Source organism: Pseudomonas sp. NFPP25, from assembly GCF_900116505.1.
Classification (GTDB): Bacteria; Pseudomonadota; Gammaproteobacteria; order Pseudomonadales; family Pseudomonadaceae; genus Aquipseudomonas; species Aquipseudomonas protegens.
Map to the genome: position 1 here is coordinate 829,975 of NZ_FPBG01000002.1, position 13,276 is coordinate 843,250.

A 13,276-nucleotide genomic window follows, 5' to 3' on the forward strand; every position below is an offset into this window, starting at 1 on the left:
GTGCTTTTATCCCCACTGGACCGGCCTTGTGCCGGTTCGGTGCGTTGTGGGGCCCGCTAACGATGTTTGCCGGCCAGGTTCTGGCGTAGCAACTCATAACAGCGCTGCGCCGCTGGGCTCAGTTGCTGGCCACTGCGGCGGATCAGGCCGATCTCGCGGCTGACCCCCGGGTGTTTGATGGCAATCCGGCGCAGGCCCTCACGGCCGTCATCGGCGGATTCCGGCAGCAAGGTAATGCCCAGCCCCTGGCGTACCAGCGCCAGCACCGTGCTCATGTAGTTGGCTTCCATGGCTGGAAGCAGGGACAGTCGGCTGTCGTCGAACAGCGCTTCGACCTGCTCGCGCACGCTGCTGTCGCGGCCGGTGAGAATGATCGGCTGGCGGGCCAGGTCCTTCAGCGTCACTGACTGGCGCTGGGCCAGGGGATGATCGGTGGCCACGAACAGGCACAGGCGATCCTCCAGCAGAGGTTGGAAATCCAGCCCGTGGCTGAGCCGGGCGCGCCCGCCGATACCGAAATCCACCTCGCCGGCCCGGACCTGGGCATGAATGCGGTGAGCCACCAGGTCCTGCAGGCGTACCTCGATTCCGGCAAATTGCTCGCGAAACTGGCGCAAGGCCGGCGGCAGCACCCCGGCGCAGACCGACGGCAGCGCGGCGAGGGTGACCACGCCCCGACGCAGGGCGGCCAGGTCCCGGGAGCCACTGACGATGTTGTCCAGGTCCAGCAGCAGTTTCTCCATCGGTCCCCGGGCCTGCAGCCCAGCAGCGGTCAGGCTGACATGGCGCGGGCTGCGATCGAGCAGGGCGACCCCTAGCCATTCCTCCAGTTGCTGGACCTGCACGGTAAGGGCTGATGGCGACAGGTGCAGCTCGGCGGCGGCTTTGCTGAAGTTGCCGCTGCGGGCCACGGCGAGGAAGGCCTGGATATGCTGGATCGAGTTCTTCATTTTGTTTTTCCGAATGCAAGGCGCCGAATATTCCAATTTACAAAGACTAGCGCGATTTCAATACTCCAGAAAAACAATAACCGTCCGCCTTCCGGCCCCGGCTTGAAGAGGCGGCACACTGGAGTTGCTCCATGCTCGCCACCCTGGGTGTCATCACCATTCTCTGCCTGCTCGCGGCCGTCATGAGCAAGCGCCTGTCGCCTCTGGTCGCGCTGATTGCGCTGCCGATCATCGCCGCGCTGATCGGCGGCTTCGGTCTGCAGACCAGCGCCTTCATCGTCACCGGCATCAAGAACGTCGCCCCCGTGGTAGGCATGTTCGTGTTCGCTATCCTGTTCTTCGGCATCATGACCGACGCCGGCATGCTCGACCCGATCATCGACCGCATCCTGCGCACCGTCGGCACCCGGCCGACGCGGATCGTGGTCGGTACGGCGCTTCTGGCGCTGCTGGTGCACCTGGACGGTTCCGGCGCGGTGACCTTCCTGGTGACGGTGCCGGCAATGCTGCCGCTGTATACCCGGCTGGGCATCGATCGACGGATTCTGGCCTGTGTCGCGGCGATGGCCGCGGGGGTCAATTTCCTGCCCTGGACCGGCCCGGTACTGCGCTCATCAGCGGCCCTGCATGTGCCGGTGGCGGATCTGTTCCAGCCGCTGATCCCGGTGCAGATCGTCGGCCTGCTGTTCGTCTTCGCCAGCGCCTGGTGGCTCGGCCGCCGGGAGGAGCGCCGCCTGGGGCTCGGTGCCGATGCCACGGCCGGTGCAGGCATCCCGACCCGGGTATTGAGCCCCGCCGAAGAGGCGCTACGCCGTCCCGGGCGCTTCTGGATCAACCTGCTGCTCACGGTGCTGGTGATGCTGGTGATGATTGCCGGCTGGGTCGATCCGGTGGTGATGTTCATGGTCGGCACGGTGCTGGCGCTGTGCATCAACTATCCGGATGTCGAGGCCCAGCGGGCACGCATCGATGCTCATGCCAAGACGGCCCTGACCATGGCCAGCATTCTCCTGGCGGCCGGTGTGTTCACCGGCATCATGCAGGGCAGCGGAATGCTCAAGGCGATTGCCGAAGTGGCGGTGGCGCAGATTCCTGCCGGTCACGGCAAGCTGATTCCGACTGTGGTGGGGTTCCTGTCCATGCCCCTGAGCATGCTGTTCGATCCTGACTCCTACTACTTCGGGGTGATGCCGGTGATTGCCGAAGTGGGCAAGGCCCTGGGTGTCGACCCGCTGCAAGTGGCCCAGGCTTCGTTGCTCGGCGTGCACACCACCGGTTTCCCGGTAAGCCCGCTGACCCCGGCGACCTTCCTGCTGGTGGGCCTGTGCAAGATCGAACTGGCCGACCACCAGCGTTTCACCATCCCCTTTCTATTCGCTGCGTCAGTGTTGATGACCCTGACCGCGCTGCTGCTGGGAGTTTTTTAAGATGAAAAGCCTACGTATCGGCTCCGGCGCCGGTTACTCCGGTGACCGTATCGAGCCCGCCATCGAGTTGGCGCAACAGGGTGACCTGGATTACCTGGTGTTCGAATGCCTGGCCGAGCGCACCATCGCCCTGGCGCAGCAGGCGCGCCTGGTCGACCCGCACAGCGGCTACGACCCGTTGCTGGGGGCGCGGATGCGCGGGGTGCTGCCCTTTGTGGGTGCCACGGCCTCGGGGCGGCGTTTGCGCATCATCAGCAACATGGGGGCGGCCAATCCGTTGGCGGCGGTGGCCGAGGTGCAACGGATCGCCGCCGAGCTGGGCTTGCCTGGGCTCAAGGTGATCGCGGTGCTGGGGGACGATGTGCTCGAGACTCTGCGGGCCCGGCCGGAGTGGGTGTTGGACAACGGGCAGACCCTGGGCTCGCTGGGGCAGCGGCTGATTTCCGCCAATGCCTACCTGGGCGCCCAGGGCATCGTCGAGGCGCTGCAGGCCGATGCCGATGTAGTGATCACTGGGCGGGTGGCCGACCCCTCGTTGTTCCTGGCGCCGCAGATCTTCGAGTTCGGCTGGGCCGAGGATGACTGGCTGCGCCTGGGGCGCGGGACCCTGGTGGGGCATCTGCTGGAGTGCGCAGGGCAGGTCAGCGGCGGCTACTTTGCCGATCCGGGGGTCAAGAATGTGGCCGGTCTGGCGCGCCTGGGGTTCCCCCTGGCCGAAGTGGATGCACAGGGCGCGGCGCTGATCACCAAGGTCAAGGGCTCCGGGGGGCAGGTCAGCAGCGCTACCTGTACCGAGCAGTTGATCTACGAAGTGCATGACCCGGCGGCCTACCTGACGCCGGATGTCTGTGCCGACTTTTCCGCAGTGGGCTTTGTCGAGGAGGCACCGGACCGGGTGTGGCTGCAAGGGGCGGCAGGCAGCCCACGGCCTGAGCGGCTCAAGGTCAGCGTCGGCTACCTGGATGGCTGGATCGGCGAAGGGCAGATTTCCTATGGCGGCCCTGGGGCTGTGGCCAGGGCGCGGCTGGCCCGGGACATCGTGCTCGAACGCCTGGCCCTGACCGGGGTACAGATGCAGGAAGTGCGCGCGGAGCTGATCGGCATCGATGCCTTGCACGGTGTTGAACTGGGCCAGCGAGCGCCTGCCGAGCCCTGGGAAGTGCGCCTGCGGGTGGCGGCTCGCTGCACGGACAAGGCCGAAGCGGTGCGCGTCGGCAATGAGGTGGAAACCCTCTATACCAATGGGCCCGCTGGTGGCGGCGGGGCCAGTAAAAGCCTGCGGCAGGTGGTGGCGGTGGCTTCGCTGTTACTGCCCCGGGAGGCCGTCAGGGTCACCTTGCATCAGGAGGTACGGGCATGAATGAGGTCAAATTGCGTGACTTGGCGCACTCGCGTACCGGGGACAAGGGCGACACTTCGAATATTTCGGTGATTGCCTACCGCGCCGAGGACTTTGCCTTTCTTTGCGAGCAGCTTACCGCCGAGCGCGTGGCGCAATATTTCGCCGGCTTGCTGGGGAGCGATGCGGCGCCGGTACAGCGCTATGTCCTGGAGAATGTGCGGGCCTTGAACTTTGTCTTGCCGGGCATCCTGCGCGGCGGAGTGACCCGCTCCCTGGCGCTGGATGCCCACGGCAAGTGCCTGGGCGCGGCCTTGCTTGACTTGCAGTTGGCTCGGGGCTGAAGAGCCCCGGGGAGGGCGTCAGACGGTCGCGAAGCGCTGGTTCAGGTAATCGATGATCACCTTGGATTCATACATCCAGGTGGTCTGGCCGTTCTCTTCGATGCGCAGGCACGGCACCTTGATCTTGCCGCCCTGCTCCAACAGGGCCTGGCGGTCCTGCTCGTTGTTTTTTGCGTCGCGCAGGGCCACCGGCACATTCAGGCGATGCAGGGTACGGCGGGTCTTCACGCAGAACGGGCAGGCGTGAAACTGGTACAGGGTCAGGCCCTTGGCGGCTTCCACGACTTGCGCCTGAGCGGCGGCGTCCCGCTGCTGCTTGCGTGGGCGGGTGATGAAGTCGATGAAAATGATGAGTTGGCCCAGGCCGACTCGCAGCGCTTTGACGATCACGGTTATTGCCTCTTGCCCATGAATGAAGGGGCGGCAGCTTACCTGATTTTTCCCGGGCGAAAAAAAACCGGCGATCAACGCCGGTTTTTTCGCCTGCAGCCTGTTACTTGATCAGGCTGAGGAATTCGCTGCGGGTCGCGGCATTCTCGCGGAACTCGCCCAGCATCACCGAGGTGATCATCGACGAATTCTGTTTCTCCACACCGCGCATCATCATGCACATGTGCTTGGCCTCGATCACCACGGCCACCCCGAGGGCGCCGGTCACTTGTTGGACGGCGTCGGCGATCTGCCGGCTGAGGTTTTCCTGGATCTGCAGGCGGCGGGCATACATATCGACGATGCGCGCGACTTTCGACAGCCCCAGGACCTTGCCGCTGGGAATGTAGGCGACATGGGCCTTGCCGATGAACGGCAGCAGGTGGTGTTCGCACAACGAGTAGAGCTCGATGTCCTTGACTAGGACCATTTCGCTGTTGTCGGAGCTGAACAAGGCACCGTTGGTGACCTCTTCCAGGGTTTGGGCATAACCGCGGCAGAGGTACTGCATGGCTTTGGCGGCACGCTTGGGCGTGTCGAGCAGGCCCTCGCGGGAGACGTCCTCGCCCAGTTGGCCGAGGATCGCGGTGTAATTCTGTTCCAGGGACATGAAACTACCTGTGGGATTTTACGCAAAGGGCAAGGGTACGGTGGCGGACACGACGCTGCAAGCGTGATGCAGCGGCTTTATTCGTCACGGCCTTCCATCATGGTGCGCTTGAGCATGACGTACAGCGCCCCGGTACCGCCATGCCTGGCCTGGCAGGAAGTGAAGCCCAGCACCTGCGGATGCTGGCGCAGCCAGGTGTTGACGTGGCTTTTGATCATCGGCCGCTTGCCGTCCAGGCGCACAGCCTTGCCGTGGGTGACGCGCACGCAGCGGATTTCGAACTGGGTGGCTTCAGCGAGAAAGGCCCAGAGGGTTTCCCGGGCCTTTTCCACGGTCATGCCATGCAGGTCGAGGCTGCCTTCAAAGGGGATCTGGCCGATCTTCAGCTTGCGCATCTGGCTTTCCTGGACCCCGTCGCGAGCCCACATCAGCTCATCTTCCGGCCCCACGTCGATGACGAACTGGTCGGACAGCCCGTCCACCGTGGTGGTCTCGCTGCGTACGGTGGCCGCCTGGCGCAACTTGGCGATCTGCGCCCGGTCGCTCTTGGGTTTGCCTGTATCGGCACGATCGTGCTTGATCGGCTTGACGCCGCGGATCTCGTTTTTGAACAGGGAAAAATCGTCGTCTTGCATGTCAGCCTCCGCGAAGGGCGGCTAGTTTACCCAACTCGGAACACCTTAAGGCGCGCAAATCGCGCCTCGGGAATGTCAGTCGTGTTTTTTCATCAGGTGCGGCGCCATGTTCAGCGCCAGGGGCTGGCGCATGCGCCGCCGGCAGCGCCGCCACAAGCGTACGCCGACATACAGCAGCAACAGGCCGACCACCAGGATCACCGCCGAGCCCGCCGGGCTGGCATTCATTTCCCCCAGCGCCGGGGCACGGCCCAGCAGGCTCGCAGTACCGGCCATCGCCAGCAGCACGCCAAATGTCGCCAGTAGCGCGGAGAATCCCGCACCCAGGCGCAACCGCCAGTTTCGCGGGCTTTTGGGCCGCAATCGGCGTGCGTCAAAACCATCGGATATCTTCATTCCGACCTTCCTCAATGGGTATCGGCCCTTCGACCGGAAGTTGACCGGGTGGTTCCTGAGGCTAAGGCAATTGCTGCAAAGGCGAGGGGTTTATGGATGAGCGGCCCGCCAGCCGCTCACCAGGGCTGATCAGATCAGGCTTGCGGTCTGGGCGAGGGTGGCGAAGTTGTCGGCCATGATTGCCATTTCGGTTTGCTGAACGTGCTCGGCGCTGAGGATGCCACCCTTGTAGGGCAGGTCGCGGGTGGCGCAGGCGTCTTCTACCAGGGTGCAGCGAAAGCCCAGGTTCTTGGCCGCGCGCACGGTGGTGCTGACGCTGGAGTGGCTCATGAAACCGGCGACGATCAGGTCCAGGGAACCGAGGTCCTGCAGGCGCTTTTCCAGTTCGGTACCGTGGAACGCGCTGGGCAGCAGTTTGCCGATGATGGTTTCGTCGCCTTGGGGTTCAAGGCCGGGAATGAACTCGCCGCGCTCGCCTTGTGGGTCGAACAGGCCGCCGACGGTACCGAGGTGGCGTACGTGCACCACTGGGCGGCCGGCAGCCCGGGCCGCGGCCAGCAGTTGGCGGATGTTGGCCACTGCCGCGTCCATGCCGGACAGGGCCAGCGGGCCGCTGAGGTATTCTTTCTGGGCGTCGATGATCACAAGGGTCGCGTGGCTCAAATTGGCCGCTGCATAACCACGACCGCTGAGTTGAAACATCGTCTTTGGAACGGACATTCTGGGGCTCCTGTGAGTGGGGCTTTTGCGCCATTGTCCTCTGGCGGAGCGCTTCTGTGAATCGCTACTAACGTAAGGTGCGCCGTTGCTGGCCTGTAGCCTTGTCAAGTGGGGCAAGGTATGCAGCCTTCCCGAGCAAAAAACGCTTGAACACCATTGCCCGTCGCTGGTTTTTCATTCGTCGTCGGCAAGCGTTTTGGCTGTTAGAATCGCCGGTCGTTTTGTCAGGAGTCTGTGCCGTGATCACTTCCCGCCTGCGCACCTTGCGCGACCATATCCGCTGGGCTGTCAGCCGCTTTCATGGGGAGGATCTGTTCTTCGGCCATGGTACCGACAATGCCTGGGACGAGGCCCGTCAACTGGTGCTCGGCGCCTTGCACCTGCCTTGGGAAATTGCCGACAGCTACCTTGATTGCGCGTTGGAAGACGACGAGCTGGTCCATGTGCAACACCTGCTCAAGCGTCGTATCCAGGAGCGCGTGCCTACCGCCTACCTGCTGGGCGAGGCCTGGTTCTGCGGCATGTCGTTCATTGTCGATGAGCGCGTGCTGATTCCCCGTTCGCCGATTGGCGAGCTGATCGAAAAACGTTTCGAACCCTGGCTGGGCAGCGAGCCGGCACGGATTCTCGACCTGTGTACCGGTTCCGGCTGCATTGGTATCGCTTGTGCCTATGAATTCCGTGATGCCGAGGTGGTGTTGGCGGACCTGTCCTTCGAAGCCCTCGAAGTGGCCAACCAGAACATCGAGCGCCATGGCGTCGATGAGCGGGTGTTCACGGTCCAGGGCGATGGCTTCGATGGCCTGCCCGGGCAGCGCTTCGACCTGATCGTGTCCAACCCGCCCTATGTCGATGCCGAAGACTTCGCCGACATGCCGGATGAATACCAGCACGAGCCCGAGCTGGGCCTGGCCTGTGGCGAGGATGGCCTGAACCTGGTACGGCGGATGCTGGCCGAGGCGGCGGACCACCTGACCGAGAAGGGTTTGCTGATTGTCGAGGTGGGCAACAGCCAGGTGCATGTCGAGGCGCTGTACCCGGAGGTCGACTTCGCCTGGCTGGACTTCGAGCGCGGTGGCCACGGTGTGTTCATGCTGACCGCGGAGCAGTGCCGCGAACATCAGGCGTTGTTCGCGTCCCGGGTCTGAGCCGATTGCCGGCCCGCGCAACGCGGGCCTCTGGCGGTCAGGCGTTGCGGCTCAGCGATGAGTCGCAATCCAGATCAGCAGCCCGGCCTGGAACACCGCAAAGGCCACCAGGCAGGTGATGGTGAAGCGCAGACCGGTGTCCTCGCGCTTGTACTTGGTGACTTTCTCTTCCTGCTTGCGCAGCTTCACTTCCAGTTCTTCAAGATTCTGTTCGGCCTGCTGGAGCATCTGCGCCGCTTCCAGAATCTCCACGAACTGCAGCTTTTCGCTATTCCACTGGCCCAGCAGTTCACCCACCTGGACATCCTTGACGCTGCCCTTGAGGTGCTGGGCATCGGCATACACCACATCGAAACCCTGGGTGCGCAGCACGTGGTCACGACGCAGGCGCGTGTCTTCGTTGAGGGCATCCTTGTTCGCCAGATCGAAGCCGTCGACCCGGTAGTGCGGCCACTTCTTCTGGGCCCACTGCGCTGCCTGGGCCAGCAGGAAACGGCCGATTCCGCGGTTCAGCGGTTCGACCTGCAGGCCGCCTTCGGGCTCGAAGTGCACCCGGCGAGTGTCGTGCTCGACCCACACATCCAGGTGATTCTGTTCCTTGCGCACCCGTTGGCCGGGGAGGCTGATGGTCATGCGCAGCAGGCTGTGCTCTTTGTTGTTGCGTTCGGCATAACCGAACTCGACAAAGCGCAGAGGCCGTCCGCCCGTGGCGCGATCGGTCTGCAAGGGGGCCAGGCGCAGCATCTTATGGTGCTCGGCCTGCACATCGGCCCACGGCAGCGGCGGCGCTTCCGGGGCGGCGGCTTCCTGCTCGGTGGCGGGTGAGTTCGGGGTATCAGTCATAACGGCGAGATCCTGTCCAATCGCTGCGCGCCGACAGCAATTGAACGGCCGGCAAAGGCTTATCGGCCGTTTTTTTCAGGACTGGAGGGCAAAAACAGCCTAACGGGTGTGAAGTCCGTCAATAAAATCGATGATCGCGCTGCCCAGTTCCGCTGCCAGCGGCAATTGCGGGTCCTTGTAGGAGGCCAGCTGGCGCTTGAGGTCATTGGGCACGATGCGCATCACATGGTTCATGCCTTCGATCAGTGCCAGTTGCGCATCCGGTTTGGCGGCCTTGAGGACCCTGGCGTCATCGACGCTGACCTGGATGTCGTTGCTGCCCTGGATGATCAGCGCCGGCATCTTCAGGCGGGCGAAGGCCGCCGCCGGGTCTTCGCGAAACAGGGTGATCAGGTAAGGCTGCACGCTGGGGCGAAAGATGACTTGCAGGGCAGGGGGCACATCCGGGTCGACCTTGCCGGCCTTGAGGCTGTCCAGCAGCTCATTGCTGCGCAGCATCAGCGCCGGTGGCAGGCGGTAGCTCAACTGCTGGCGCAGGATCTGGTCCACCGGGCGGGCGGTTCCGGAGATCGAGATAACGCCTGCGGCATTCAGCTGCGGTGCCGCCAGCGTGGCGATCAGTGCGCCTTCGCTATGCCCCAGGACTATCAGTTGGCCCAGGCGTGGATCGGCCTTGAGCTTGTTGCCCCAGGCCACGGCATCCGCGACATAGGCGTCCAGGGTCAGGTTGCGTTCGTCCGGGGTCGCGGCGAGGCTGGCGGCCACGCCGCGCTTGTCATAACGCACGCTGGCGATGTTGTGCTTGGCCAGTACCCAGGCCAGGCGCTTGAGGCTGTCGTTGCGCCCGCCATCGGGGTTGTTGCCGTCGCGGTCAGTGGGGCCGGAGCCGGAAATGATCAGCACCACCGGCACCGGCTGCTCGGACTTGGGTAGCAGCAGCGAGCCGTACAGCTCACCGTGCCCGGTGTCCAGGCTCACGGGGCGTTGCAGGACGGCCGCATGAACCAGGCCGGTGAACAGGGAAAGGCTCAAGAGAAGAACTCGCAGCATCATCGCGCCATCATGGATAAGGTGCCGGTTTGACTCGGTAACAGGCAGAAGGTTCGAGGATGAACTAGTTGGGTAGCCTGCGTATACTGGCGCACGCGCTAATCCAGATTGAGTTATTTCGGCTGATTTCACGGAGCTCCCTGCATGTCCGGCAATACCTACGGCAAGCTGTTCACTGTCACCACCGCGGGCGAAAGCCATGGTCCGGCGTTGGTCGCCATTGTCGACGGCTGCCCGCCGGGCCTGGAACTGACGCTGGAGGACCTGCAGCGTGACCTGGACCGGCGCAAGCCTGGCACCAGCCGCCACACCACCCAGCGCCAGGAACCCGACGAGGTCGAGATCCTCTCCGGGGTGTTCGAAGGCAAGACCACCGGCTGTTCCATCGGCTTGTTGATCCGCAACACCGATCAGAAGTCCAAGGACTATTCGGCGATCAAGGACCTGTTCCGCCCGGCTCACGCCGACTACAGCTATCACCACAAGTACGGCATCCGCGACTACCGTGGTGGCGGCCGCAGCTCGGCCCGGGAAACCGCCATGCGCGTGGCGGCCGGGGCCATTGCCAAGAAGTACCTGGCCAGCCAGGGCATCGTGATTCGCGGCTACATGAGCCAGCTGGGCCCGATCGAGATTCCCTTCAAGACCTGGGATTCGGTAGAGAACAACGCCTTCTTCAGCCCTGATCCGGACAAGGTTGCGGAACTGGAAGCCTATATGGACCAGTTGCGTCGAGACCAGGATTCGGTCGGAGCGAAGATCACTGTGGTGGCCGAAGGGGTGATGCCGGGCCTGGGCGAGCCGATTTTCGATCGCCTGGACGCCGAGCTGGCCCACGCGCTGATGAGCATCAACGCGGTCAAGGGCGTGGAGATCGGCGCCGGTTTCGCCTGCGTTGCCCAGCGCGGCACCGAGCACCGTGACGAACTGACCCCGCAAGGTTTCCTCAGCAATAACGCCGGCGGCATTCTGGGCGGCATCTCCTCGGGGCAGCCGATCGTCGCTCACCTGGCGCTCAAGCCGACCTCCAGCATTACCACCCCCGGGCGCTCCATCGATATCGACGGCAACCCGGTGGACGTGATCACCAAGGGGCGCCACGACCCGTGCGTGGGCATTCGCGCCACGCCGATCGCCGAGGCGATGATGGCCATCGTGCTGATGGATCACCTGCTGCGCCACCGCGGCCAGAATGCCGACGTGCGCGTCAGCACGCCGGTGCTGGGCCAGCTGTAATGCCGGTCCTGCCAGTCGCCACGGTCTGAAGGCCGTGGCGGCACTTCCCTACTGGCGGCTTTCCAGTTTCTACCTGTTCTATTTCGCGCTGCTGGGCTCGACCGCGCCATTCCTGGCGCTGTATTTCGATCACCTGGGGTTCTCCAGTGCGCGCATCGGCGAACTGGTGGCCATTCCCATGCTCATGCGCTGCGTGGCGCCCAACCTTTGGGGCTGGCTGGGGGACTACACCGGGCGGCGCCTGGCGATCGTGCGTTTTGGTGCGTTCTGCACCCTGGTCTGTTTCTCCCTGATCTTCGTCGACAAGAGCTATGCCTGGCTGGCCATGGTCATGGCCCTGCATGCTTTTTTCTGGCACGCGGTGCTGCCGCAGTTCGAAGTGATCACCCTGGCGCACCTGCAAGGCCAGGCCTCGCGCTACAGCCAGATCCGCCTCTGGGGCTCCATCGGCTTCATTCTTACCGTGGTGGCCCTGGGGCGTTTGTTCGAGTGGTTGAGCCTGGACATCTACCCGGTAGCGCTGGTGGTGATCATGGCGGGCATCGTCCTCAGCAGCCTGTGGGTGCCTAACGCCCAGCCGCGGGTGCAGGGGCCGCGGCACGCCGGGGAGGGTTTTGTCAGGCAACTGCGCAGCCCCGGTGTGCTGGCCTTCTACCTGTGCGTGGCACTGATGCAGATGAGCCACGGCCCCTATTACACCTTCCTGACTCTGCACCTGGAGCGCCTGGGCTATACCCGCGGGGTGATCGGCATGCTCTGGGCCCTGGGTGTGGTGGCCGAAGTGTTGATGTTTCTGGCGATGAGCTGGCTCCTGGCGCGCTTTTCCGTGCGGCGGGTGCTGCTGGCGAGCTTCCTGCTGGCAGCTCTGCGCTGGTTGCTGCTGGGCAGCCTGGCGGAACACCTCGGGGTGCTGTTGTTGGCTCAGGTGCTGCACGCGGCGACCTTCGGCAGTTTCCACGCCGCCGCCATTCATTTTGTGCAGCGCAGTTTCGGTGCCCGCCAGCAAGGCCAGGGCCAGGCGTTGTACGCGGCCCTGGCGGGAACCGGGGGCGCCCTGGGGGCCCTGTATTCGGGTTATAGCTGGAATGCCCTGGGCCCCACATTGACCTTTAGTATTGCCAGCGTCGCAGCCTTGGCCGCAGCCGTTATCATTGCCACCCGCATGCAAGAGGAGTTGCCGTAATGAGCAGCCTGTCCGTCTACCACGTATCCAGTCCGGATCTGCCGAACAAGGTCCTGACCCACTTCGACGATATCGCTGCAACCCTGGCCGAGCAGGGGATTCGTTTCGATCGCTGGCCTGCCACCACGCGTGTTGCACCGGGCACCGGCCAGCAAGAAGTGATAAGCGCCTATCAGGAGCAGGTCGATCGCCTGATGACCGAGGGTGGCTACGCCAGCGTGGATGTCATCAGCCTCGATGAAGACCATCCGCAGAAGGCCGAGCTGCGCGCCAGCTTTCTCGATGAGCACCGCCACAGCGAGGATGAAGTACGTTTCTTCGTTGCGGGCCGGGGCCTGTTCAACCTGCACATCGATGACTATGTGTACGCCGTACTGTGCGAAAGGAATGACCTGATCTCGGTGCCGGCGGGCACCGCCCATTGGTTCGACATGGGCGAGCGGCCGAACCTGGTGGCCATCCGCATGTTCAACAACCCCCAGGGCTGGAACGCCAGCCTGACCGGCGACGCGATCGCCAGCCAGTTCCCGCGCCTGGACGATTGAGCGGGGAGCACAACGTCAACGGGCCGGACCCACGCAAGGTGGGGCCGGCCCGGACAGGTGCAGCTCAAGCGGCTTACGCGGAGTGGTAAGTCGGCAGGGCAAAGCGGTTCTGGCTTTGCAGCATGGAGATCTGTGGCAACTCACTGGCCTGTTCGGCCAAGTCCCGACGAATTGCGCTGATGACCCACGACAGTTGGTCGGCGGCGTGCAACTGTGCGTAGGAGATCGAACGCTTGAACTGTTTGCCTTCGCTGTTGCGCAGGGTCAACAGGATGCCACCGTCAGGGCGTGGCTGGGTGGTCACTTCGAAGTTGGAGAACAGGGAAGAAAATTTTTCTTGGATCAGGCTCATGTCTATCAGCTCCGTTAGCTCTTGAAGGGCAAGCGTGGAGTGATAGGTGCAGCGATTGTGCCAGTATCG

General features: G+C 63.8%; 16 protein-coding genes. 7 read left to right on the forward strand and 9 right to left on the reverse strand.

Going from position 1 to position 13,276, the window contains the following annotated elements:
- Positions 1–56: 56 nt before the first annotated feature.
- Entirely contained in the window at positions 57–950 is an 894-nt protein-coding gene (locus BM382_RS10870) for a LysR family transcriptional regulator (protein WP_011062630.1), read from the reverse strand.
- 131 nt (positions 951–1,081) lie between these two features.
- On the opposite strand from BM382_RS10870, the gene BM382_RS10875 reads away from it, so the two are divergent.
- Genes BM382_RS10875 through BM382_RS10885 form a run of 3 tightly spaced genes read left to right on the forward strand, consistent with a single transcriptional unit; the run spans position 1,082 to position 4,060 of the window.
- On the forward strand, positions 1,082–2,377 hold the full coding sequence (locus tag BM382_RS10875; protein WP_011062629.1) for a CitMHS family transporter: 1,296 nt from the start codon (positions 1,082–1,084) through the stop codon (positions 2,375–2,377).
- Position 2,378: 1 nt separating this feature from the next.
- Positions 2,379–3,737 (forward strand): acyclic terpene utilization AtuA family protein, encoded by a 1,359-nt coding sequence (locus BM382_RS10880; RefSeq protein ID WP_072442806.1) that lies wholly within the window; start codon positions 2,379–2,381, stop codon positions 3,735–3,737.
- Positions 3,734–4,060 carry an AtuA-related protein gene (locus BM382_RS10885; RefSeq protein WP_011062627.1) on the forward strand — a complete coding sequence of 109 codons (327 nt, stop codon included), beginning with the start codon at positions 3,734–3,736 and terminating at the stop codon, positions 4,058–4,060. The genes BM382_RS10880 and BM382_RS10885 overlap by 4 nt, the downstream gene beginning before the upstream one ends.
- A gap of 18 nt (positions 4,061–4,078) precedes the next feature.
- Here BM382_RS10885 and BM382_RS10890 read toward each other — a convergent pair whose 3' ends face one another.
- The 5 genes from BM382_RS10890 to BM382_RS10910 all read right to left on the reverse strand — a co-directional run bounded on the left by BM382_RS10890 (position 4,079) and on the right by BM382_RS10910 (position 6,850).
- Entirely contained in the window at positions 4,079–4,450 is a 372-nt protein-coding gene (locus tag BM382_RS10890; RefSeq protein WP_065365442.1) for a glutathione S-transferase N-terminal domain-containing protein, read from the reverse strand.
- A gap of 103 nt (positions 4,451–4,553) precedes the next feature.
- Entirely contained in the window at positions 4,554–5,099 is a 546-nt protein-coding gene (gene folE / locus BM382_RS10895; protein ID WP_011062625.1) for a GTP cyclohydrolase I FolE, read from the reverse strand.
- A 77-nt stretch (positions 5,100–5,176) separates the two neighbouring features.
- Complete coding sequence (locus tag BM382_RS10900) at positions 5,177–5,734, reverse strand: Smr/MutS family protein (RefSeq protein WP_011062624.1); 558 nt, start codon at positions 5,732–5,734, stop codon at positions 5,177–5,179.
- Positions 5,735–5,809: 75 nt separating this feature from the next.
- Positions 5,810–6,130 (reverse strand): hypothetical protein, encoded by a 321-nt coding sequence (locus BM382_RS10905; RefSeq protein WP_011062623.1) that lies wholly within the window; start codon positions 6,128–6,130, stop codon positions 5,810–5,812.
- A gap of 129 nt (positions 6,131–6,259) precedes the next feature.
- A complete protein-coding gene (locus BM382_RS10910) occupies positions 6,260–6,850 on the reverse strand; it encodes a cysteine hydrolase family protein (protein WP_011062622.1) in 591 nt (196 codons plus the stop codon).
- 239 nt (positions 6,851–7,089) lie between these two features.
- Here BM382_RS10910 and prmB point away from each other — a divergent pair, with 239 nt between their 5' ends.
- The gene (gene prmB / locus BM382_RS10915; protein ID WP_011062621.1) at positions 7,090–7,998 is read left to right on the forward strand and encodes a 50S ribosomal protein L3 N(5)-glutamine methyltransferase; all 909 of its coding nucleotides are present in this window, start codon (positions 7,090–7,092) and stop codon (positions 7,996–7,998) included.
- 51 nt (positions 7,999–8,049) lie between these two features.
- On the opposite strand, the gene BM382_RS10920 is transcribed toward prmB, so the two are convergent.
- Together BM382_RS10920 and BM382_RS10925 are read right to left on the reverse strand one after the other, a co-directional pair.
- Positions 8,050–8,841, reverse strand: a complete 792-nt coding sequence (locus BM382_RS10920) for a hypothetical protein (RefSeq protein WP_011062620.1) — start codon at positions 8,839–8,841, stop codon at positions 8,050–8,052.
- Positions 8,842–8,940: 99 nt separating this feature from the next.
- A complete protein-coding gene (locus BM382_RS10925) occupies positions 8,941–9,894 on the reverse strand; it encodes an alpha/beta hydrolase (RefSeq protein WP_015636592.1) in 954 nt (317 codons plus the stop codon).
- Between the two features lie 141 nt (positions 9,895–10,035).
- Between BM382_RS10925 and aroC the strand changes: the two genes are divergently transcribed.
- From aroC to BM382_RS10940, 3 genes are read left to right on the forward strand one after another with little or no spacing between them, the layout of a single operon-like run.
- Complete coding sequence (gene aroC / locus BM382_RS10930) at positions 10,036–11,127, forward strand: chorismate synthase (RefSeq protein WP_011062618.1); 1,092 nt, start codon at positions 10,036–10,038, stop codon at positions 11,125–11,127.
- A gap of 34 nt (positions 11,128–11,161) precedes the next feature.
- Positions 11,162–12,310: an MFS transporter gene (locus tag BM382_RS10935; RefSeq protein WP_011062617.1), complete on the forward strand. Its 1,149-nt coding sequence runs from the start codon at positions 11,162–11,164 to the stop codon at positions 12,308–12,310.
- On the forward strand, positions 12,310–12,855 hold the full coding sequence (locus BM382_RS10940; protein WP_065365446.1) for a 1,2-dihydroxy-3-keto-5-methylthiopentene dioxygenase: 546 nt from the start codon (positions 12,310–12,312) through the stop codon (positions 12,853–12,855). The genes BM382_RS10935 and BM382_RS10940 overlap by 1 nt, the downstream gene beginning before the upstream one ends.
- Before the next feature lie 73 nt (positions 12,856–12,928).
- On the opposite strand, the gene BM382_RS10945 is transcribed toward BM382_RS10940, so the two are convergent.
- On the reverse strand, positions 12,929–13,207 hold the full coding sequence (locus tag BM382_RS10945; RefSeq protein ID WP_019093389.1) for a DUF3509 domain-containing protein: 279 nt from the start codon (positions 13,205–13,207) through the stop codon (positions 12,929–12,931).
- Between the last annotated feature and the right edge of the window lie 69 nt (positions 13,208–13,276).

Coding starts and splice junctions, on each gene's coding strand:
- BM382_RS10870 (WP_011062630.1), bottom strand. CDS start 950: ATGAAGAACTCGATCCAGCATATCCAGGCCTTCCTCGCCGTGGCCCGC.
- BM382_RS10875 (WP_011062629.1), top strand. CDS start 1,082: ATGCTCGCCACCCTGGGTGTCATCACCATTCTCTGCCTGCTCGCGGCC.
- BM382_RS10880 (WP_072442806.1), top strand. CDS start 2,379: ATGAAAAGCCTACGTATCGGCTCCGGCGCCGGTTACTCCGGTGACCGT.
- BM382_RS10885 (WP_011062627.1), top strand. CDS start 3,734: ATGAATGAGGTCAAATTGCGTGACTTGGCGCACTCGCGTACCGGGGAC.
- folE (WP_011062625.1), bottom strand. CDS start 5,099: ATGTCCCTGGAACAGAATTACACCGCGATCCTCGGCCAACTGGGCGAG.
- BM382_RS10900 (WP_011062624.1), bottom strand. CDS start 5,734: ATGCAAGACGACGATTTTTCCCTGTTCAAAAACGAGATCCGCGGCGTC.
- BM382_RS10905 (WP_011062623.1), bottom strand. CDS start 6,130: ATGAAGATATCCGATGGTTTTGACGCACGCCGATTGCGGCCCAAAAGC.
- BM382_RS10910 (WP_011062622.1), bottom strand. CDS start 6,850: ATGTCCGTTCCAAAGACGATGTTTCAACTCAGCGGTCGTGGTTATGCA.
- BM382_RS10920 (WP_011062620.1), bottom strand. CDS start 8,841: ATGACTGATACCCCGAACTCACCCGCCACCGAGCAGGAAGCCGCCGCC.
- BM382_RS10925 (WP_015636592.1), bottom strand. CDS start 9,894: ATGATGCTGCGAGTTCTTCTCTTGAGCCTTTCCCTGTTCACCGGCCTG.
- aroC (WP_011062618.1), top strand. CDS start 10,036: ATGTCCGGCAATACCTACGGCAAGCTGTTCACTGTCACCACCGCGGGC.
- BM382_RS10940 (WP_065365446.1), top strand. CDS start 12,310: ATGAGCAGCCTGTCCGTCTACCACGTATCCAGTCCGGATCTGCCGAAC.
- BM382_RS10945 (WP_019093389.1), bottom strand. CDS start 13,207: ATGAGCCTGATCCAAGAAAAATTTTCTTCCCTGTTCTCCAACTTCGAA.